18 protein-coding genes and 2 pseudogenes are annotated in these 20,585 nt (G+C 71.2%); 13 read left to right on the forward strand and 7 right to left on the reverse strand.

All coding sequences use genetic code 11. From position 1 onward, the window contains the following. Positions 1-158: 158 nt before the first annotated feature. From ABZ471_RS22510 to ABZ471_RS22525, 4 genes are read left to right on the forward strand one after another with little or no spacing between them, the layout of a single operon-like run. Positions 159-428, forward strand: a complete 270-nt coding sequence (locus ABZ471_RS22510; RefSeq protein WP_359068562.1) for an acyl carrier protein — start codon at positions 159-161, stop codon at positions 426-428. Further along, entirely contained in the window at positions 428-1,174 is a 747-nt protein-coding gene (locus ABZ471_RS22515) for a hypothetical protein (RefSeq protein WP_359068563.1), read from the forward strand. Before ABZ471_RS22510 ends, ABZ471_RS22515 begins: the two co-directional genes overlap by 1 nt. Continuing rightward, the gene (locus tag ABZ471_RS22520; protein WP_359068564.1) at positions 1,171-2,370 is read left to right on the forward strand and encodes an acyl-CoA dehydrogenase family protein; all 1,200 of its coding nucleotides are present in this window, start codon (positions 1,171-1,173) and stop codon (positions 2,368-2,370) included. The genes ABZ471_RS22515 and ABZ471_RS22520 overlap by 4 nt, the downstream gene beginning before the upstream one ends. Next, positions 2,367-3,122 (forward strand): 4'-phosphopantetheinyl transferase superfamily protein, encoded by a 756-nt coding sequence (locus ABZ471_RS22525; protein WP_359068565.1) that lies wholly within the window; start codon positions 2,367-2,369, stop codon positions 3,120-3,122. Before ABZ471_RS22520 ends, ABZ471_RS22525 begins: the two co-directional genes overlap by 4 nt. Here ABZ471_RS22525 and ABZ471_RS22530 read toward each other — a convergent pair. Continuing rightward, the gene (locus tag ABZ471_RS22530) at positions 3,094-3,762 is read right to left on the reverse strand and encodes a LuxR C-terminal-related transcriptional regulator (RefSeq protein WP_359068566.1); all 669 of its coding nucleotides are present in this window, start codon (positions 3,760-3,762) and stop codon (positions 3,094-3,096) included. The genes ABZ471_RS22525 and ABZ471_RS22530 overlap by 29 nt on opposite strands. Positions 3,763-3,999: 237 nt before the next feature. On the opposite strand from ABZ471_RS22530, the gene ABZ471_RS22535 reads away from it, so the two are divergent. Beyond that, positions 4,000-5,559 (forward strand): AMP-binding protein, encoded by a 1,560-nt coding sequence (locus tag ABZ471_RS22535; protein ID WP_359068567.1) that lies wholly within the window; start codon positions 4,000-4,002, stop codon positions 5,557-5,559. A 131-nt stretch (positions 5,560-5,690) separates the two neighbouring features. Here ABZ471_RS22535 and ABZ471_RS22540 read toward each other — a convergent pair. Further along, positions 5,691-5,976 (reverse strand): annotated as a pseudogene (locus tag ABZ471_RS22540) (class I SAM-dependent methyltransferase); the annotation flags it as partial. Positions 5,977-6,038: 62 nt separating this feature from the next. After that, on the reverse strand, positions 6,039-7,268 hold the full coding sequence (locus ABZ471_RS22545) for a serpin family protein (RefSeq protein WP_359068568.1): 1,230 nt from the start codon (positions 7,266-7,268) through the stop codon (positions 6,039-6,041). 110 nt (positions 7,269-7,378) lie between these two features. Between ABZ471_RS22545 and ABZ471_RS22550 the strand changes: the two genes are divergently transcribed. The 6 genes from ABZ471_RS22550 to ABZ471_RS22575 all read left to right on the forward strand — a co-directional run bounded on the left by ABZ471_RS22550 (position 7,379) and on the right by ABZ471_RS22575 (position 13,975). Then, positions 7,379-8,596, forward strand: a complete 1,218-nt coding sequence (locus tag ABZ471_RS22550; protein WP_359068569.1) for a DUF4190 domain-containing protein — start codon at positions 7,379-7,381, stop codon at positions 8,594-8,596. A 163-nt stretch (positions 8,597-8,759) separates the two neighbouring features. Further along, complete coding sequence (locus tag ABZ471_RS22555; protein ID WP_359068570.1) at positions 8,760-9,512, forward strand: GntR family transcriptional regulator; 753 nt, start codon at positions 8,760-8,762, stop codon at positions 9,510-9,512. A 336-nt stretch (positions 9,513-9,848) separates the two neighbouring features. Further along, positions 9,849-10,040 (forward strand): SPOR domain-containing protein, encoded by a 192-nt coding sequence (locus ABZ471_RS22560; protein ID WP_359068571.1) that lies wholly within the window; start codon positions 9,849-9,851, stop codon positions 10,038-10,040. A gap of 50 nt (positions 10,041-10,090) precedes the next feature. Further along, complete coding sequence (locus tag ABZ471_RS22565) at positions 10,091-10,519, forward strand: (deoxy)nucleoside triphosphate pyrophosphohydrolase (protein WP_359068572.1); 429 nt, start codon at positions 10,091-10,093, stop codon at positions 10,517-10,519. Between the two features lie 192 nt (positions 10,520-10,711). Continuing rightward, the gene (locus ABZ471_RS22570) at positions 10,712-11,140 is read left to right on the forward strand and encodes an ATP-binding protein (RefSeq protein WP_359068573.1); all 429 of its coding nucleotides are present in this window, start codon (positions 10,712-10,714) and stop codon (positions 11,138-11,140) included. Between the two features lie 249 nt (positions 11,141-11,389). Further along, on the forward strand, positions 11,390-13,975 hold the full coding sequence (locus tag ABZ471_RS22575; RefSeq protein ID WP_359068574.1) for a SpoIIE family protein phosphatase: 2,586 nt from the start codon (positions 11,390-11,392) through the stop codon (positions 13,973-13,975). A gap of 27 nt (positions 13,976-14,002) precedes the next feature. Here the strand turns inward: ABZ471_RS22575 and ABZ471_RS22580 are convergent, their stop codons facing one another. Continuing rightward, complete coding sequence (locus ABZ471_RS22580) at positions 14,003-15,571, reverse strand: hypothetical protein (protein WP_359068575.1); 1,569 nt, start codon at positions 15,569-15,571, stop codon at positions 14,003-14,005. An 80-nt stretch (positions 15,572-15,651) separates the two neighbouring features. Here ABZ471_RS22580 and ABZ471_RS22585 point away from each other — a divergent pair, with 80 nt between their 5' ends. Continuing rightward, positions 15,652-16,833, forward strand: coding sequence for a hypothetical protein (locus ABZ471_RS22585; protein ID WP_359068576.1), 1,182 nt, complete (start codon positions 15,652-15,654; stop codon positions 16,831-16,833). A gap of 37 nt (positions 16,834-16,870) precedes the next feature. Beyond that, a complete protein-coding gene (locus tag ABZ471_RS22590; RefSeq protein WP_359068577.1) occupies positions 16,871-17,173 on the forward strand; it encodes a hypothetical protein in 303 nt (100 codons plus the stop codon). Here the strand turns inward: ABZ471_RS22590 and ABZ471_RS22595 are convergent. The 3 genes and pseudogenes from ABZ471_RS22595 to ABZ471_RS22605 form a co-directional block, all read right to left on the reverse strand. Continuing rightward, positions 17,154-17,924: a succinate dehydrogenase/fumarate reductase iron-sulfur subunit gene (locus ABZ471_RS22595; protein ID WP_359068578.1), complete on the reverse strand. Its 771-nt coding sequence runs from the start codon at positions 17,922-17,924 to the stop codon at positions 17,154-17,156. The two genes, ABZ471_RS22590 and ABZ471_RS22595, sit on opposite strands and share 20 nt — an antisense overlap. Next, entirely contained in the window at positions 17,921-19,849 is a 1,929-nt protein-coding gene (locus tag ABZ471_RS22600; protein ID WP_359068579.1) for a fumarate reductase/succinate dehydrogenase flavoprotein subunit, read from the reverse strand. The genes ABZ471_RS22595 and ABZ471_RS22600 overlap by 4 nt, the downstream gene beginning before the upstream one ends. Before the next feature lie 14 nt (positions 19,850-19,863). Beyond that, a pseudogene (locus tag ABZ471_RS22605) lies at positions 19,864-20,490 on the reverse strand (hypothetical protein); the annotation flags it as partial. Positions 20,491-20,585 lie beyond the last annotated feature (95 nt).

Below are 20,585 nucleotides of genomic sequence, written 5' to 3' on the forward strand. Positions count from 1 at the left end.
CCCCTTTGGGCTATGCCTGTCCAGCGCACCGGTAGCGCGACCATCGAGCCTTGTCGCCCGCTGCGGACTCGGAAATCCTCACTCCTCGGCGTCGCCTGCGAGGCGGAGCCGCCGAGACATCGGACGGCCACAGCGGTCGTCGGGGAGGAACGGGCACGATGACGGACAGGACCACAGAACACCGGGACATCACCGCAGAGGTGATCGGAACGGTGGCTGGCATGGTGCAGCGTGATCCGGCGGAGTTGTCGCCGGAGACAAGGCTCTTCGACGATCTGTACTTCGACTCGACGAACGTTCTCGAACTCCTGATGCGACTGGAGACGGAACTCGGGGTGGAGTTCGACCCGGAGACGCTGGAACCCTCCGATTTCGAGAAGGTGGGCAGCCTCGTCGGCTACGTGCGCCGAGCGCTCGAGGTCGCATAGTGCGGGAGGACTCCCGTTCCCCGTCGCCGCAGGACGCGGTGAGGGACCCGGAACTCCGGAAGCGGGGGCATGACGAGGCCGCGTCGAACGGCCTGGTCGTCGCGCTGACGCTGCTTCACGGCGTTCTGGGCCCGGACACCGTGGCCGGCGGCGTCCGCGGCCATGTGATCGCGCCGGTGGCGGTGGCGCGTACCGCCCGTCGGGTCTGGACCGGCGAGCGGTACGCGGACCTGACACCCAGCCGCTCCTCCGAGGCCGGCCCCGTCCTGCTGGACGGGTCCGGTCTGACGACGCTGCGATGGGAGCCGCCGCAGTCGGCCGGACGCCCGCACGCGGCCGGGCCCCGCGACTGGGACGGATGGTGGGGCACGGCTCTGGCCTGGGTCCGGCTGGGGCACTCCCGGCAGCTGTTCGGCCTGGCCGCGGCCCACCTCGGACAGCGGACCTTCTCGGGCTCCCCGTTGCTGCAGCAGCAGATGGTCAAAGGCACCGTGGCCGACGCCACCGTCGAGCACCTGGAGATCGAGAGCGCCCTGGTCGCAGTCGGCTCCGACGCCCTGTCCGGCACGGGTCTGCGTCACTGGCACGACCGGCTGACCGAGGTCGACCGCATGCTGCTCCGGCTGCTGGGGGCCCGCGGGTACGCAGCAGCCGGCCCGGCGCGCGCGGCGTACGCGTCGGAGCTGCTGTGCGATGTGTACGTCCGGCCGCACGGCGGCTACGCCGCCGTGGGAGGTGAGCTGTGAACGAAACGCGAGAACGTCTCGCCCTGCTTCGGGGACAGGTGCGGGAGTGGACCGCCGACATCCTGCCGTACGCAGCCGAACTGGAACGGGATCCCGGCACGGTGCTGCGCATGGTGGACCTGCCGCTGCTGGCCGGAGCCGCCACGTCGCAGATACCCCGCGAGTACGCCCCCGCTCCGCTGGTCATCGGAGGTGAGCGCTTCGATCTGAGGAGCGCGCTGGAACGAGTGGTCTTCTTCGAGGAAGGAGCGCGTGCCGATGCCGGACTCCTGCTCTCCGTACCCGGACCGGACATGGCCGGTTCCCTGGTCGACGCCCTGGGCGACCGTCCGCAGAAGGACTGGTTCTACGGCCGGCTGCTGGAACGGCCGACCTGGACCTGCTTCGCGATGACGGAATCCGAACGGGGATCGGACGCGACCTCCATGGCGACCTCCCTCACCCCGTCCTCCGGTGACGACTGTCTGGTCCTCGGCGGCGGCAAGCGGTTCGTCGGCAACGCCGTCCGTGCCGGCATCGCCGTGGTCTTCGCCCGCATGTCACCGGGGCCGCTCGGTATCCGGGCCGTGCTCGTGGACACCGCGACCCCCGGGTTCTCGGCCGAGCCCATCCCGACCGTGGGCCTGCGTGCCATCCAGCTCGGCGCGATCACACTGGATGCGGTGCGGGTTCCGGGAGAACACCTGCTGGGGCGGCATCTTCCGGCGATCCGACAGGGCATGTGGGGCTGGCTGCGCACCTTCAACCTGTGGCGGACGGTCATCGCAGCCATGGGCGTCGGTGTCGCCGCCGCGGCCCACGCATATGTTCTCGAGGAACGGCGGACACCGTCACGGCGTGTCCAGGAACAGCTCGACGTCATGGACCAGCGGATCCGGAGCGCTCGTCAGCTCACCCACCGTGCGGCCCGGGCCGTCGACGCCGATCCCTCGGACGGCGCGCTCGCCTGCGCGGCCAAGCTCGCGGCGTCGCGGCTGGCGGACCGAGCGACGCAGGAGGCGCTGAGTCTCATGGGCGGCGGCGCACGGCTCGAACATCCTCGGCTGGACAAGATGGCCAGGGACGCGCAGGGGCTGGAGTTCATGGAGGGCACGTCGAACCTGCAGCGTCTGTCCGTCTTCAACGACGTCATGCGAGGCGGCGGCCGGCCGCACGGCATCGCAGCGCCGTCGGGTGAACGGCCCGTCGGGACATGAGCGCGCCGTCGCACGGGCCGGACCGGGCTGGTGCGCCGGCGTGTCACGAGGTGCACGTCTGGCACTTCTCGCTGGACGTCCCGGCCGACGGGTTCGCCGATGTGCTGAGCCCCGGGGAGGAGGCCCGCCGCAGTCGCCTGGCCGACGATCTGCACCGGAACCGGTTCACCGTCGCCCATGGAGTGAAACGCGAGGTCCTGGGTCTGTGTCTGTCCATGTCGCCACGTCAGGTCCCCATTGTGACGGGTCGTTGGGGCAAACCGCGGGTGGCCGGCGGCGAGGTGACCTTCAGCCTCAGTCACGCGGAGGGCGCCGCACTGCTCGCCGTCTCCCGCCACCGGGACGTCGGCGTCGACATCGAGCGCCCCCGGCCGGGGCTGGATCCCCGGGAGTTCGCCGCCCGCTTTTTCCGCCCCGAGGAGAGCCGGCAGGTGGCTTCGGCCACGCCCGCACGCCGGTGGGCCTCCTTCCTCGCACTGTGGACACGGAAGGAAGCCTGCGTCAAGGCCGTCGGGGCACGCCTGGGCCAGGCGCTGTCATTGCCGGTCGGCCTGGGCGCGTGTCACGTCAGCGCGCCCACAGGCCCGACAGCGGTGCATTGGCGTGTCGACGACATCCCGGTGCGGCCCGGCCACGTCGGAGCCGTCGCGCTGGTCGGGTCCGCTCCGTTCCGCGTGGTCGCCCACAGCTGGGAACCGGGTCACCGGCAAGGGGCCGCTGCGGTCACAGAAGCCCCGACTTCATTCCGGTGATCACTGCCGAGGTCCTGTTCGAGGCGCCCAGCTTGAGAAGGATGGAGCCGACCAGTCGCTTCGCTCCGTGCACGGATATGCCGAGACATCGGGCGATCTGTTTGTTGCTCATGCCGTCGGCGAGCAGCACGAACGCCTGGTTTTCCCGGGAAGTCAGCGGAATGACCCCTTGGGCGGAGGCTGTTCCGCGACCCCGTCCGCCGGTCAGCAGGCGTTTGGCGAGCGAGGCCGGAATCGGCATCTCTCCCACGGTCACCCGCTTCAGAGCGTCGTCGAGAGTCTGCACCGACAGGTCCTTCAGAGAGAGGAATCCGTCCACCGGCAGCGAGGAGAGATCCCCGTTCCACCGTTCGTACAGATCGTCTCCCAATACCAGGGTCGAGGGCAGGCCGGAAACACCCGTGCAGCTTTCCAGCATGCTCCACTGGTCCGCGGCGACGATCAGCACATCGGCAGGCCCGATTCGCTCGGGCAGGTCGTCGGCTTCGAGCGGGAGAACGCGCACCCCGCCGACTGCCGGAAGTCTGCTCAACAAAGCCTCGAGCCCCGCGCACACGACTTCGCTCGCCACCAGGACAGCAACGTCAAGATTCGCGTCGAGCCCTTCTCGTACAACGGCCTCCGACTCAACGGCAACCATGCCCTTCCCCCTGTCCGCTAGCAGCACTGCCTTCGGCGGTCCATGAGTCAAGCACCGCGATGATCCAAATGCAAGAGCTTGCAGAAAGTTACAGGCGCTCCTGCGGTGCGGTCGACGCTTTTACGGATGGTGACGAAAGAGGTACCAGGAGTGACGCCAGGCGTCGCCCGGAGAATGAAAAGAAAGGCAGGCAGTAAGATGCTTGAAAATCGGGCGCCCTCGAAGCGTCCCGTCTCGTTGGCCGACTGGTTCCGGCTGGGATTGGCAGCCAATCCGGACGGTTTCGCCATACGCGACGGCAGGACTGAATACTCGTATCGCACCGTCGATCGACTGGCGTCGTCCCTCGCGGCGGAGATCCGCGACACGGCACCGGAGGCGGAGCGCGTCGGAATACTGATGGAACGGGGCGCGCATGCCTACATCGCCGTCCTGGCGGTCAGTTATGCCGGTTCCACGGCCGTTCCCTTGAACCCGGAATACCCTGCGGCGCGTACGCGGATCATGATGGAATCCGCGAACGTCGGATCAATTGTCGCGGACAGGGCGAGCAGGGAGCAGTTCCGTAGCCGGTGGGCCGGACTTGAAGAAACGGTCAAGGTGATCCCCGCAGAAAAGGATCGGCCTCCGGCGGTCGATGTCACCGGAGAATATCCGGACGGGCCCGCACGAGAGTATGCGTATGTGGTGTTCACGTCCGGAACCACGGGGAAACCGAAGGGTGTCGCGGTTTCGAGCCGGGGTCTTTCGCATTACCTCCAATCCGTGCACGCGCTCTACGGCTTCTCGAGCAGCGATGTCTTCTCCCAGGTTGCCGATCTGACCTTCGACCTCTCCATGCTCGATCTGTTCTCCGCGTGGGGCGCCGGCGCAACAGTGGTCACGACCAGGCCCCAGGACTTCCTCAGGCTCTCTCGGTTCATCACCGGCCACGGCATCACGGTCTGGCTTTCCGCGCCCAGCATCGTGGCGTTGCTGCGCCGGAACGGCGCCCTGGAACCGGGCTCCCTGCCGACCCTGCGGTGGACGTTCTTCTGTGGCGAGCCACTGCTGCGCCAGGACGCGGCGGACTGGCAGACCGCTGCGTCGCATTCCGCGACAGAGAACCTGTACGGCCTGACGGAAACGCCCATCACCTGCTTCTCCCATCGCTGGGACCGCGACACCTCCGCACGTCTCGCGGTCAACGACGCCCTTCCGATCGGCTCACCGCGACACGGCTACGAGGCGGGGGTCATCGGTTCCCCCGGTACGGGCCGGAGCCACTGTCCGGATCAGGGCGAAGGGGAAATCGAAGGCGAGTTGTGCATCACCGGCCCCCACCTCTTCCCCGGGTTCCTGGATCCCGAGGACGACCGGGAGCGCTTTCTCACCGTCGACGGCCGTCGCTGGTACCGGACCGGTGATCTCGTACGCCGGCTCCCCGGCCGGGAGTTCGCTTTCATCGGCCGCAGGGACCACCAGGTCAAAATCCGCGGCAGGCGGGTCGAGTTGGCGGAGGTCGATGGCGCGCTGCGCAGCTGTGAGGGCGTCAGCGAAGCCGTGACCGTACTGGCCGGCGAGCAGTTGGTGGCCTTCTATGTGGGCGAGCCGAAAAGCACCGGGGCCATGCTCCGGGAGCTGGCCGAAATTCTTCCCCCATACGCTCTGCCGCGCCGGATCGTCCGCCTGCCGGAGTTCCCGCTGACCCACAACCGCAAAATCGACCGGCGAGCACTGATGCAGCTCGCCGGCACACCATCGGCGTCTCCCGCGCCCGCCCCGGGGCACTCGGCCGCCGCGCAGCGGGTTCGGTAGGGGCCAGGGCCCGTCGGGCGGATCAGGCCGGCCTCAGCCGACAGCGCCTCGGCTCCCGGAACAGCCAGGAGTCTGCCCGGGAGGCTTTCGCGCGAGGAACGTGCCGATCGTCCGTTCGGGGGTTCGCTGGACGTGTGGTGGGCGGAGTGATTAGGCCAGGATGCCGCCGAGTTCGCCGTCCCGGATGACCAGGGCGGTGAGGGACCCTACGAAGAACGGGATTCCGGGATGGGCGCGCCGGGCCAGTCCGATCATCTTCGGGCACAGGCCCGTCCCGAACGCCCGCAGTCCCAGGCCGGCCAGATGTGCGGTGACCCGGCCGGGACCGCACCCCAGGTCGGCGACCGGCCCCCGGCCCGTGGTCCGCGCGGTTTCGGCGAACGAGGCCGGCATCGCGCGCGACAGCGGGCTCAGCTCCGGCCCGCAGTGCCTCGCCGCTTGACCACGGTCGAGGTCAGCCCGACCAGTGCGGCTACGGGTCAGCCGTAGAGACTCGGCGTGCGGGCGGGGTACGGCGTCGGATCCGTCACCCAGCCCGCCATCAGCACCAGCCGGGACTCGCGGTCGAGGGCGAGGAAGCCGAAGGGGCGGTCGAAGGTCGCTCGGACGACCGTGGTCTCGTAGCGGTACTGCGGGGCGGCGCCTGCCGGCACCGGCATGACCGCCGTCACCGCCGCCGCACGGAAGCCGAGCGCGCCGAACCGGGCGAGGGCGGACTGGCGGGCCGCCCCGACGGCGAGCGGGACGTCGCTGACCCCGGGAAAGTGGCTCTGCCCGACGTTCTGGGCCGTGGTGAGCCCGAACAGGGGGTGCAGCGCCAGCAGGTCGTGGTCGGCGCGCACCTCGTACGCCACCGTCCGCACGTCCAGCGTGAGCGGTTCCGGCTCTGCGGCGGGCTGCCGCTCCACGTGCAGGCCGGGGCCGACGTGCCCGAGGGGGAGCAGGCCGCCCCCGGTGACCGGGATCGTGCGCTCCGCGACGCCGACTCCGGCCGCCAGCACCTGACCCGGTGTCATCCGCTCCTCGCCCAGCACCAGATGGACGTCGACGCCGTTGTCGCCGGGCACGGTCAGCGCGGTCACGAAGCCGTCCGGTGTGCTCGTCACGCCGACCCGGTCCGGCCGGACGCTGCGACGGCGCAGCCCGAGCAGCGTACGGCCCTGCCAGGGGCCGGCGTCCGGGCGCAGCACCGTCTCCGTGAACGGCTGCCGCCAGTCCGTGCGCAGCGAGAGGGCACTGGCCAGCACCATCCGCGCATCCCTCGTCAGCGTCACCGGCATGCGTTCCACGAGCCCGCCGGTCCGCTCGGCCGCCCACGTGTCCAGCCGCTCCTGCGCCGTGACGAGGTCGTCCCCGAACATCCCGTGCGTCCCGGCCGGCAGCCCGGCCCGCCACTCCTCCCGCAGCCGCAGTGTGTCGTGCGTCCACAGGCCGAGGGCCGCGTCCAGACCGGAGACCGACTGGAGCGCGGCGAGCAACTCCCGTGCCGCGGCCGCCGCTTGCTCCGCGGGAACGCCGAGCGCGTGGGCCAGCTCCGCCCGCGCGGCGCCTGTCGCGCCGTCGGCCAGGAAGGCCAGCAGGGGCCAGACCCCGGCCGCCGAGAAGGCCGTGCCGTCCGGGGCCGCCGCCGCCCACCGCTCGGTGAGCCCGTTCACCGCCCGTACGCCGCTGCTCCCCAGTCGGCTCCCCACCCGGGGTTCCACCCTCATTCCGCCCCCACTCCCGCCCCGCTTACCATGCGCCCAGTCGTACATCAGTCCAGCCGCCGGCGCCTCGCCGGTCCTGCGCTGCCGCCGCCCGACCCAGGAGCACGGTACCGGTGTCCATACCCCCGCCCCCCGGCCCCCACCAGCCACAAGGGCCGTTTCAGCCGCCCCAGCAGTACCCACAGGGGCCGTACGGACCGCCGTCGTACCCGCAGGGCCCGCAGAGTCCGTACGGCCCGTACCAGCCCTGGGCGCAGGGCTACAGCCCCTACAACCAGCCGGCGCCCGTCAACGGTCTCGCCATCGCCTCCCTCGTGCTCGGCGTGCTGTGCTGTCTTCCGGGCGTGGGGCTGGTGCTCGGGCTGATCGCGCTGCGACAGATCGGCAGGCGGGGCGAGCGCGGCAAGGGGCTGGCCGTCGGCGGCACGGTCCTCTCCGGGATCGGGCTCGCGCTGTGGGTGCTGCTGCTCGCCACGGGCGGCGCGTCCGACTTCTGGGAGGGCGTGAAGGAGGGCGCGCGCGACCGCGCGAGCACCTCCCTCGTCAAGGGGGAGTGCTTCGACGCGCCCGGCGGCCGGCTCAGCGGCGAGACGTACGACGTCGACAAGGTCCCCTGCTCCGGCGAGCACGACGGCGAGGTCTTCGCCTCGTTCCGGCTGAAGGGCGGGTCCTATCCCGGCGAACACTCCGTCACCGACACCGCCGACGAACGCTGTTACGGCCTCCAGGACACCTACGCGATGGACGGCTGGGCCGTGCCCGACGACGTCGACGTCTACTACCTCGCGCCCACCGAGGACAGTTGGTCGACCGGGGACCGGGAGGTCACCTGCGTGTTCGGCAGCATGACCGAGGGCGGCAACCTCACCGGCTCGTTGCGCAACGATGCGACGGACCTGGACGCCGACCAGGTCGCCTATCTGAAGGCCGCTCACGTCCTCAACGCGGCCCTCGCCACCGCCCCGGACGCGGAGTACGTCGAGGACGACCTGCCCGGGCACAAGGAGTGGGCGGGCCGGGTGTCGGGCGCGCTGGCCGAGCAGGCCCGGATGCTGCGCGGGCACGCGTGGCCCTCCGGCGCCCGCAAGCCGGTCACCTCGCTCGCGGCCGACCTGGACCGGGCGCGGGCCGAGTGGACGAAGGCCGCCCAGGCGAAGGACGTGGACGCCTTCTACGAGCACTACGACACCGGCCTGCGGCTGCTCGCCCCGAAGACGGGGGTCCCCGCGCGGGACGCCCTGGGACTGGAGACCACCCCGCCCGCCGACGAAAGCGGCGACGGCGGCTCGGACAGTACCGGAGGCGGTGGCGGGGCCGGCATGGCGGTGTGATCGCCCGGAGGTGTGGCGGCGGCTATAACGGGGAGAAAGTGCCTGGGTAAAGCCCACCCCCGCCCCTTGTCATCACATCGAGTGATTCTCTGGCCTTTGCTTGCATGGCACAACCCACGGTTGCCAGGCTGTTGCTGTCTGTACAACCTGATAGGAGTGGCCAGTGACTTTCGGTGAGCAGCCGGCCTACCTGCGTGTTGCGGGTGATCTCCGCAAGAAGATCGTCGACGGTTCGCTGCCGCCCCACACCCGGCTCCCTTCCCAGGCCCGCATCCGCGAGGAGTACGGCGTCTCGGACACGGTCGCGCTGGAGGCCCGCAAGGTGCTGATGGCCGAGGGTCTGGTCGAGGGGCGCTCCGGCTCGGGGACGTATGTGCGCGAGCGTCCGGTGCCCCGGCGGGTGGCGCGCTCCGGGTTCCGCCCGTCCGGGGGCGCCACGCCCTTCCGGCAGGAGCAGGCCGACGCCACCGTGCGGGGCACCTGGGAGTCGAGCAGCGAGCAGGCCGAGGCCGGGGCCGTCATCGCCGAGCGGCTCGCGCTCAAGACCGGCGACCGCGTCATGCGCACGAGGTACCTGTTCCGGGACGCGGGGGAGCCGATGATGCTCTCCACCTCCTGGGAGCCCCTCGCCGTCACCGGCCGCACCCCCGTGATGCTGCCCGAGGAGGGCCCGCTCGGCGGCATGGGCGTGGTCGAGCGCATGCGGGCTATCGACGTCATCGTGGACAACGTCACCGAGGAGGTGGGCGCCCGACCCGGCCTCGCCGAGGAACTCCACGCCCTGGGCGGTGTTCCCGGGCATGTGGTCCTCGTCGTCCAGCGCACCTACTACGCTTCCGGCCGCCCGGTGGAGACCGCCGACGTCGTGATCCCGGCCGACCGCTACCGGGTCTCGTACCACCTGCCCGTGAAGTAGCGCACACCCCGGCACGCCCCGGCGCCGGTCCTTCCGTCGCGCACCCCTCGGCCCGGTCCCCGGCCTTCCGCTGCAATCCGGCCGTTTTCCCAGGTGATCCGGGGTCCGCCCGATATGCCCCCGACCCACGACATCGACGTGCGGGGCGGCGCATTCGTCATCGTGCGCCCCCTGTGTTCTGGCTGGTTGCGTACCTCTTTGTGAAAAGACGTATTCGCTCCGTGAAGGTAGGGCGTACGCTCGGGCATATGCGGATTGCGGTTTCCTTAGGCGGGGCGCGGTGGGGGCCCGGGAGGGAAAGCGGGTGGGACGGTGCGAGAAGGAACGGTGGGGGCGATGAGTGAGGGGACACTCTCCCTGCCCTGGATCGTGATACGGCAGGACGACAACGGCAATCGCTACCGCGTGGGACGGTACGCGACCCGAGCCGAGGCCCAGAAGATCGCCGACAGCCTCGACGACCGCGGACACAAGCAGCTCTACTGGGTCGAGCGCATCGGCCAGAACGGCGACGGCACCCACAACTGACCTCAGGCGCCCACGACTGACCTCCGTAGGGCTCCCGTAGGCTCCGCCCCATGACCGAACGGATCGTGGTGGTGGGAGCCGCCCTGCTCGACGCCGGCCGGCTGCTCGCCGCGCGCCGCAGCGCGCCCCCCGAGCTGGCCGGGCGCTGGGAGCTGCCCGGCGGCAAGGTCGAGATCGGTGAGCGGCCCGAGGACGCCCTGGTGCGTGAACTGCACGAGGAACTCGGCATCGACACCGAGCCGGTCGAGCGCGTACCGGGGGAGTGGCCCCTGCGATCCCCTTACGTGCTGCACGTGTGGACGGTCCGTCTGGGGCCCGGCTCCGCCGCGCCCCGGCCCCTCCAGGACCACGACGCGCTGCGCTGGCTGACTCCGGCCGAGCTCTGGGACGTGGCGTGGCTGGACCAGGACGTGGCAGCGGTGCGGGAGATCGAGACGCTGGCCGCTCTCCCCTCCGAGTCCGGCGGTGGATGGGCCTAGGCCGGGACCCGGGTCGGCCTCGGTGCTCACGTCGGCCGGGCGCACGCATCGGTGGCGCACGCGGTGGCTCGGTGCACGCGTCGGTGGCGCGGAGCGTCTCGTACGCCGTTCGTGCCACAGTGCGCCCTCTCGCACGGTAATGCTCCCCGGATACCGGGTATGTCCCCATTAACCCCACGAAACCGGACATGGGTGGGCTCGTTGGCCTGGGAAGTGATCGGTGTGATCGACACCGAAGGCGACTGTGTCGAGTGGACGTTTCCCGCGGAGCCGGGCGCCGTGCGCACCGCCCGCACCGCGGTCCGGGGCCAGTTGCACGGATGGGACCTCGAATGCCTGGCCGATCTGGCGGCGCTGCTGGTCAGCGAGTTGGTGACGAACTCCCTGCGGCATGCCACCGGCCCCATCGGTGTACGGCTGGTACGCCCTGCCGGGCTCGGCGACACGCTGCTGGTCGAGGTCTCCGACCCGCTCCCGGATCCCCCGCGCGAGCGCGTCGCCCACCCCGAGGACGAGAGCGGCCGCGGCCTGCAACTGGTCGCCGGCTCCTCGCGCCGCTGGGGCACCCGTCCCGGCGGCACTGGAAAGACCGTCTGGTTCGAACTGGCGGTGCCCGGGTGAGAGTGGTGTACAGGCTGCCGCGCGTCGTCCATCGTGCGCCGCGGGTCGTGACCGGGGTGGGGGTGCGTGATTCGCGGGCGTGTTCCCTGGTTAGAAGACTGGAAGTGTTGTCGCGGCGCGGTCCGAAAAACGCCTGGACCGTGCTGTGATCGTGAACACCGTGTCGTGCGGCGCCGTAGTGCTGGATACTGCGGGCAGCCGCCCCCGGTGACCGGTGCCGGACGCGGTGAGCTGGAGGGGACGGTTCGCGTGAGCGAGATACCAGCGAAGGCCACGGAGTCCGAGGACCCGTCGGACGGCGCGAGGAACCAGGCCGCACACACCGCGGTGCCCGGCGACGCCATGTGGCAGAGCAGTCCGCCCGGCTCGATCTACGACTACATCAGGGTCGCGTCCTTCTCCATCAGTCCCGGTGGCCTGGTCGAGCAGTGGAGCCTGCGCGCCGAGCAGCTCTTCGGCATCCCCGCCGAACGCGCCGTCGGCATGGACCCCATAGAGGCTTTCGTCGACCGCGACCTGCGCGAGCGCGGCCAGCGCAAGATGGCCGAGATCCTCGACGGGCGGGAGTGGACCGGGGTGGTTCCCTTCCGGATGCCGGACACGGCGGAGGGAGCGCGCGGCGAGGAGGGGCTCGCCGAGGTCTACGTCATGCCCACCCGGTCCGCCGAGGGGGACAGGGCCGCCGTCTGCATCGTCGTGGACGTCCGCACCCTGCGCAGCATCGAAACCGACCTCGCCGCCTCGCAGGCGATATTCGGTCAATCCCCGTTCGGTTTCCTGCTGATCGACATCGACCTCAGAGTCCGCCGCGCCAACATGCGTTTCGCCTCCATCTTCGGCGGAACCCCGGACGACCACCGTGGCAAGGGAGTTCACGACTACCTTCCGCGGGGCGAGGCCGAGCGGGTTTCGGCCACCCTGCGCCGGGTGCTGGAGACCGGCGACTCCATCACCGACATGCATGTCACGGGGTTCGTCCCGGGCTCCGAGGAACGCCGGCACTGGTCCGTCAACCTCTACCGCGTGCACAGCGGCAGCGGCCGGCCCATCGGTGTCGCCTGGCTCGGCACGGACATCACCGCCCGCCGGGCCGCCGCCCGCGAGGCGGCCGCGGCCCGGCGCAATCTCGCCCTGCTCAACGAGGCCGGCGCCCGCATAGGGAACTCCCTGGACCTGGAGACCACGGCCCGCGAACTCCTCGACGTCGTCGTCCCCGGCTTCTGCGACCTCGCCACCGTCGACCTCTATCAGGGCCTGCTCGCCGGCGACGAGACCCCGCCCGGCCTCGCCGACGGCAGCGCCGAACTGCGCCGCGTCGCCTTCGCCAGCGCCGTCTCCGACGCGCCCTTCGGCGGCTCCGGCGAACCGGTCGCGGTCGGCGCGGTCCACCACTTCCCCTTCAACTCGCCCTGCGCGGACGCCCTGCGCACCGCCCGCCCGCAGCGCGTGCCCGCGGAGGACGGCGGGCTCGTGCAGTCCACGCTGGCGGTGCCGATGGTCGCCCACGACACCGTCGTGGGTATCGCCCAGTTCGCCCGTACGAAGGGCAGCGAGCCGTTCGGCGACCGCGACCGGGACCTCGCGGTGGAGCTGGCCGCGCGTGCCGCCGTCTGTATCGACAACGCCCGGCTGTACCGCCGGGAGCACGAACGCGCGCTGATACTGCAGCGGTCCCTGCTCCCGCCCGGCGACCCCGAGGCGTCCGGCCTCGACATCGCCTGCCGCTACCTCCCCGGCAACGCGGCCACCGAGGTCGGCGGCGACTGGTTCGACGTGATCGAACTGCCCGGCCACCGCACGGCGTTGGTGGTGGGCGACGTGATGGGCCGTGGCCTGCGCGCGGCGGTCGCCATGGGCGAACTCCGCACGGCCGTCCGCACACTGGCGCTGCTGGACCTGGAACCCGCCGAAGTGCTCTCCGCGTTGGACGAGATCGCCCGCGGCCTCGGCACCCCCGGCGGCGTCCAGCAGGCCACCCGGGCGGCCCGCCAGCCGCGCGACGCCGACCTCTCCGAGGTGTACCTGGCGACCTGCGTGTACGCCGTCTACGACTCCGTCACCAGACGCTGTACGTTCGCCAACGCCGGCCATCTGCCGCCGGTGCTGGTGGAACCCGGCGAGGCCGCCCTGATGCTCGACGTGCCGCCCGGGATGCCGCTGGGCGTGGGCGGCGAACCCTTCGAGGAGGTGGAGGTCGAACTCCCGGAGGGCGCGCTGCTCGCCCTCTACACGGACGGCCTGGTCGAATCCCGTGACCACCCCCTGGACGAGGGCCTGCAGGCCTTCGTGGGGGCGCTCACCGACCCCTCCCGCCCCCTGGAGGACGTCTGCGACCACGTCCTCAACACCCTCGACACCCATCACGGCGAGGACGACATCGCCCTGCTGATGGCCCGCGTCCAGGGTCTGCCCGCCGAGTCCGTCGGCGACTGGACGCTGCCGCGCGAGCCGCGCAGTGTCGGGCGGGCCCGGGAGTACGCTCGCACGCAGCTGCTCGGCTGGGACCTGGAACCGCTGGTCGACACCACGGAACTCCTGGTCAGCGAACTGGTCACGAACGCGCTGCGCTACGGCGAGGGGGAGATCAGGCTGCGCCTGCTGCTGGACCGCACGCTGGTCTGCGAGGTCTGGGACTCCGGCCTGGTCCAGCCCCGGCGCAGACGGGCCCGCGACACGGACGAGGGCGGCCGGGGGCTGCAACTGGTCGGCCTGCTCAGCGCGGCGTGGGGCTCACGCCGTACCCCGCGCGGCAAGACGGTCTGGTTCGAACTCCCGCTCCCCGGCGGCGAAACCGGCCTGACGGACCCGGCGGAGGCCCTGCTCAGCCTCTTCTGACGGCGGCCCACCCGACTCGGACAGGCCCTAGCGCAGGTGGCGGCGGCCCCGGGTCCGGGGGCCGCCGTAGCTTGCCGGTGGGCCTGCGTCGGGGTCCTCGGCCAGGAGGATGCCGCCGAGGACTGCGCCGGGGAGGCCTGCGACGTGGCCGTTCGTGTCGGCGTAGGGGTTGCCGTGGGCGCGTACGTCCCGCTCGGCCAGATCCCGGGCCTGCCCGGCCTGCGCGTCCGCCTGGGCGCTGCCACCGGCACCTGAGCCGAGCGCCCGTTCCGCCTCCGCCAGCCGCGCCCGCGCCTGCGCACCCACCGCCCCCCGGTGCACGGCGACGAAGTCCTCCGCCCCGCCGACCGCGCTGCGCGCCACGAGCAGCGCGGCCGCCTCCACCACCCCGGACCGCCCCACCTCCAGCCGCTCCACGGCCCGGGCGATGCGCCGCAGCGCGTCCAGCGGGTCGTACGGCCCCCCGGTCAGCTCCGTGCGTACGGCGGCCAGCACCCCGTCGGCATGCGCGAGCCGGGCGTGCAGCTCACCGGCGGCCAGGGAGGTGCGCCCACCCGCCCGGCGCGCCTCGGCGATCTCCGCCTCCCCACCGGTCAGCGCGGCGGGCACCAGCCCGGCCGCCTCCCGCAGCTCCGCCGCGAGCCGCTCGACCCCGCCGACGAGGACACCCGCCTGGGCGACACCGCCTTCGGCCGCGCGCAGATGGCGCGCCGCGCGCCGTCCGTCCCCCGAATCGGCCGCCTGGCGGGACTCGTTGAGCTGTGACGTGGTGAACAGCAGCCGGTCCTTGGCCTGTTCGAGATACCCCGTGACGGGAGCCCCGGCCGAGGGCGCGTACCGCCGGTGCAGTTCCTCCGCCGTGGCCTGGGCCGCCGCTGTCCGCGCGGTCAGCTCCCGGAACCGCCCCTCGGCGACCTCCAGCGCCTCGCCCACCCCCTGCTCCAGGCCCCGCAGCCGGTCCAGCTCCTCCGCCTCGGCGTCCAGCCGCCGCCCCGCCTCCGCACACCGCCCGACCACCCCCACCAGCGCCTGCCGCCGGGCGCTCTCGTCCCCCGGAACCCCCTCCTCGTACCGCCGCCATATCGCGAACGCGGCCGACAGCTCGGTCTCCGCCGCCCGCAGGGCATGCACGAACGGCTCGACCCCCCCGGCCCCGAACAGCTCCTGGACGAAGGGAAGTTCCTCCCTGCTTCCGCGCACACAGTCGTCGGCCAGCACCAGCGCCGCGCGGGCCTGCCGATCGTTCTCCAGCGAGGTGGGCACCGGGGGCGCCGCCGACACCACGCCTGGTGTGGTCCGGGTCCGGGCCCGCCGGGTGCGCCGCAGGTACCCGTACCCGGCCAGCGCCCCGGCCGCGCCCACGACGACGAGCGGCAACAGGAGGTCGGTGGCGGAGGTCTCGTCCTGGTCCGGCGCGGCGGCACTCGCGACCGGCCCGGCGGCGGACACGGGAACCGGATCATGAGCACCGACCGTCATCACCGGCAACACCAGCCATCCGGCCCCCACCAGCGCACCCACCACGGCATGCGTCACCCGCACGCGTATGTGCGCCGTGGCACGCCGGGGCCGGCCCCGGATCAGGAAGGACGTCACATTTTGGAGCGTATGGGCAGGTAGGCGCCTTCGCGAGTGGGGCGGATACGGCTGGGGGACGAGGAGAACAGGGGGCAGAAATGAACGAGGAGACCGAGAAACCGATGGGCCCGGAGCCCGCCGAAAGCGAGGGGGCCTCGGTGGAGATCTCAGAGAAGACCCCGGCGGAGCCCCCGGAGGGGACTCAAGAGGAGATCCGGGAGGAGACCCCGGAGGAGCGCCCCGCGGCCGCCGAAGGCGAAGCCAAGGCGAAACGCCCCCGGCGCCGCCGCCGCACATTCATCGCCGCCGCGCTGCTCCTCGTCCTGTTCCTCCCCCTCCTCACCGCGGAAACGGCCCTGCGCCTCAACTACACCGGCGACCCTGCACCGGGCACGCACACCCGAGGCCGCGACGCCCTCTGGCTGGGCCACGCCTGGCTCGACGGCCGCAAGACCGACAAGGACGTCACCGCCCTCGCCCACCGCCTGGAAGGCACCGGCATCCGTGACCTGTACGTGCACTCGGGTCCCCTGGAACACGACGGCACCCTCCCCAAGTCGGACTATCCGAAGGCACGCTGGCTGATATCGGCCCTGCACCGGGAACTTCCCGGTGTCCGTGTCCAGGCCTGGCTCGGCGACAAGCTGGCCAGCGAGAGCCCCGAGGGCCTGCACCTGGAGCGCGCCGCCACCCGCTCCGCCGTCGTCGCCTCGACCCGTCAGATCCTCGCCGCCGGCTTCGAGGGCGCCCACTTCGACCTGGAACCCCTCCACTCCGGCGACCGCGACTATCTCTCCCTCCTGGACGACCTGCGCACCCTCACCCGCGCCCACCACGCCCTGCTCTCCGTCGCCGCCCACCAGATAGACCCGCTGCCCGCGTTCCACTCCTTCTGGAAAACGACCACCGGCCACCCCAAATGGTGGTCGCAGTCCTACTTCGGGCAGGTGGCCCGACGCGTGGACCAGATCGCCGTCATGTCGTACGACACCATGCAGCCGCTGGAGAGCCTGTACGGCGGCTACGTGGCCCAGCAGACCAGCCTCGCCCTGGAGGTCACCCCGGACACCACCGACCTCCTGATGGGCCTGCCCTTCTACCACGAGAACCGCTTCGGCCACTGGGCGCACGCGGAGACCGTCCCGGCCGCCGTACGCGGCGTCCGCCTGGGCCTGTCCCGCACCGACGCCGACCGGCCCCGCTTCGGCGTCGCCCTGTACGTCGACTTCGCGGCCACGGAGGCGGACTGGCGGGCGTACCGGGAGGACTGGGTGGAATGACTTCCCCCGCACGCACTCCGGTGGGACGCTGATCGTCATGCACATGTACTTGGTGGTGGCGGCCTGGCTGGCCGTGGCGCTGCTCGCCTCGGCCGGTATCGCGTCCATCGTGTCGGACTGGGTGCCGTGGCCCGCCCGCCGCAGGGTCGTGCGGCCGCGGCTGTGGGGGTACGGCACCCTGGTGGGCACCCTCGGGCTGGGCCTGATGTTCGTGCAGCCGCCCGACGAGACGGGGTTCGGCGTCCTTCTGATCACCGGGTGGTGCCTGTTCCTGGTCGGGATGATCATCCAGCTCGCCGCCCAGCGCCCCGGCCGGCGCGCTACGAAGACCGCCTCCTGATCTTCGAGCCCAGCCACACCAGCGGGTCGTACTTGCGGTCGACCGCGCGTTCCTTCAGGGGGATCAGCGCGTTGTCCGTGATCTTGATGCCCTCGGGGCAGACCTCCGTGCAGCACTTGGTGATGTTGCAGTAGCCGAGACCGTGCTCGTCCTGGGCGGTGCTCTTGCGGTCCAGGCCGGTCTCCGCGGCCGCGTCCAGCGGGTGCATGTCCAGCTCGGCCACCCGCATCAGGAAGCGCGGACCGGCGAACGCCTTCTTGTTCTCCTCGTGGTCGCGCACGACATGGCAGGTGTCCTGGCACAGGAAGCACTCGATGCACTTGCGGAACTCCTGCGAGCGGTCCACGTCCTCCTGCATCATGCGGTACTCGCCGGGACCGAGCCCGGCGGGCGGCACGAACGCCGGCACCTCCCTGGCCTTGCTGTAGTTGAAGCCGACGTCCGTCACCAGGTCGCGGATCACCGGGAAGGCGCGCAGGGGGGTGATCGTGATCGTCTCGGCGCGGTCGAACACCGACATCCGCGTCATGCACATCAGCCGCGGGCGCCCGTTGATCTCCGCCGAGCACGAACCGCACTTGCCTGCCTTGCAGTTCCAGCGCACGGCGAGGTCGGGCGCCTGGGTCGCCTGGAGCCGGTGGACGATGTCCAGCACCACCTCGCCGTCGTTGACCTCGACCTCGAAGTCCTCGAGGTCACCGCCCTGCACATCGCCCCGCCACACCTTGAAGCGGGCCTCGTAGCTGCTCACTCGTACAGCTCCTCTTCGGCGAGGTACTTGACCAGCTCCTCCTTCTCGAAGAGGGCGAGCAGGTCCGGGCGGATGGATTCGGTGGTCTCGCGGGTCAGCCGGATCTGGCCGCGGGCGGGATCGGACGCCGCGAGGCCCCCGGTGGGATCGGTGAGCGCGCACAGCAGGTTCACGTTGCGCCAGGAGCGCTCCATCGTCGGGTGGTCCTCGCGGGTGTGCCCGCCGCGCGACTCCGTACGCTCCAGGGCCGCCCGGGCCACGCACTCGCTGACCAGGAGCATGTTGCGCAGGTCCAGGGCGAGGTGCCAGCCCGGGTTGAACTGGCGGTGCCCCTCGACACCCGCCCGCCGGGCCCGTACCCGCAGCTCGGACAGCTTCTTCAGGGCCTGCTCCATCTCGCCCTCGCGACGGATGATGCCGACCAGGTCGTTCATGGTCTGCTGGAGTTCCTGGTGCAGGGTGTACGGGTTCTCCGGCGGGCCCGCCTCGCCCTCCGTCTCCGCGGAGAAGGGCCGCAGGGCTTCCGCGGACGCCAGGTTGACCTGGGCGTCGGCGGCCTCGGGGCGCTCGGCCACCCCTGCCGCGTACTCGGCCGCGTGCCAGCCGGCCCGGCGCCCGAACACCAGCAGGTCGGAGAGCGAGTTGCCGCCGAGCCGGTTGGAGCCGTGCATGCCGCCGGCGACCTCACCGGACGCGAACAGCCCCGGCACCCCGCGTGCCGCCGCCGTCTCGGAGTCGACCGCGATGCCGCCCATCACGTAGTGGCAGGTCGGCCCGACCTCCATCGCCTCCGCGGTGATGTCGACGTCCGCCAGCTCCTTGAACTGGTGGTACATGGACGGCAGTCGGCGCCGGATGACCTCTGCGGGCATGCGCGTGGACACGTCCAGGAAGACCCCGCCGTGCGGGGAGCCGCGGCCCGCCTTCACCTCGGCGTTGATCGCGCGGGCCACCTCGTCGCGGGGGAGCAGTTCCGGGGGACGCCGGTTGTGGTCCGGGTCGTCGTACCAGCGGTCGCCCTCCTCCTCCGACTCGGCGTACTTCTCCTTGAAGACGTCCGGCACGTAGTCGAACATGAACCGCTTGCCCTCGGAGTTCCTGAGCACCCCGCCGTCACCGCGGACCGACTCGGTCACGAGGATGCCCTTCACCGACGGCGGCCAGACCATGCCGGTCGGATGGAACTGCACGAACTCCATGTTCAGCAGCGGCGCTCCGGCGAGCAGTGCCAGCGCGTGCCCGTCGCCCGTGTACTCCCACGAGTTGGACGTCACCTTGAAGGACTTGCCGATGCCACCGGTCGCCACGACCACCGCGGGGGCTTCGAGGACGAAGAAGCGGCCGGACTCGCGGTCGTAGGCGAAGACCCCGGAGACCTTCTCACCGTCCTTCAGGATCCGGGTGACCGTGCACTCCTGGAAGACCTTCAGCCGGGACTCGTGGTCCCCGGTCTCCTTCATGTCCTCCTGCTGGAGGGCGACGATCTTCTGCTGGAGGGTGCGGATCAGTTCGAGACCCGTACGGTCGCCGACATGGGCCAGCCGCGGGTACTCGTGGCCGCCGAAGTTGCGCTGGGAGATCCGGCCGTCCTTCGTCCGGTCGAACAGCGCGCCCCAGGTCTCCAGCTCCCACACCCGGTCCGGGGCCTCCTGCGCGTGCAGCTCGGCCATCCGCCACTGGTTGAGGAACTTGCCGCCGCGCAGGGTGTCGCGGAAGTGGACCTGCCAGGTGTCGTGCTCGTTGGCGTTGGCCATGGCCGCCGCGATGCCGCCCTCGGCCATCACCGTGTGCGCCTTGCCGAACAGCGACTTGCAGATCACCGCCGTACGGGCGCCCCGCTCGCGCGCCTCGATCGCGGCCCGCAGCCCGGCGCCGCCCGCGCCGACCACGACGACGTCCCACTGCTGCCGGTCCACCACGGACATCAATCAGTCCCTCACTAGAAGAAGCGCGGATCGTCGAAGACACCGGACGCGACCAGATAGACGTACAGGTCGGCGAACGCCACGCTCAGCAGCGACGTCCACGCCAGCAGCATGTGATGGGCGTTCAGCTTGCCGACGAACCGCCAGGCCCGGTAGCGCACCGGATGCTTCGAGAAGTGCTTGAGCTGGCCGCCGACAATGTGCCGGCAGGAGTGGCAGGAGATCGTGTACGCCCAGATCAGCACGATGTTGAGCAGGAAGAACAGGGTGCCCAGGCCCATGTGGCCCCAGCGGTAGTGCTCGTCGCGGAAGGCCAGCACGGTGTCGTAGGTGAGCACGCCGGCGACCAGCAGGGCGGCGTAGAAGAAGTACCGGTGGATGTTCTGCAGGATGAGCGGGAAGCGGGTCTCGCCGGTGTACTTCTTGTGCGGCTCGGCCACCGCGCAGGCGGGCGGGGACGCCCAGAAGCTGCGGTAGTACGCCTTGCGGTAGTAGTAGCAGGTCAGCCGGAAGCCGAGCGGGAAGACCAGGATGATGACGGCCGGGGAGAGGGCCCACCAGCTCCCGAACAGCTCGGCGTTGGGCCCGCCGTGCATGGTCGTGCAGTTCTGCGCCAGGCACGGCGAGTAGAACGGGGAGACTGCTGTTCGACCCGGAGCGGATCGACGCGGGCCAGGCCACCCTGGTGCACGACCTGCCGGGCGACAGCCCGCGGCTGGATTCGAAGGCGCTCGGG

This window comes from Streptomyces sp. NPDC005728 (assembly GCF_040630895.1).
Taxonomy (GTDB): Bacteria; Actinomycetota; Actinomycetes; order Streptomycetales; family Streptomycetaceae; genus Streptomyces.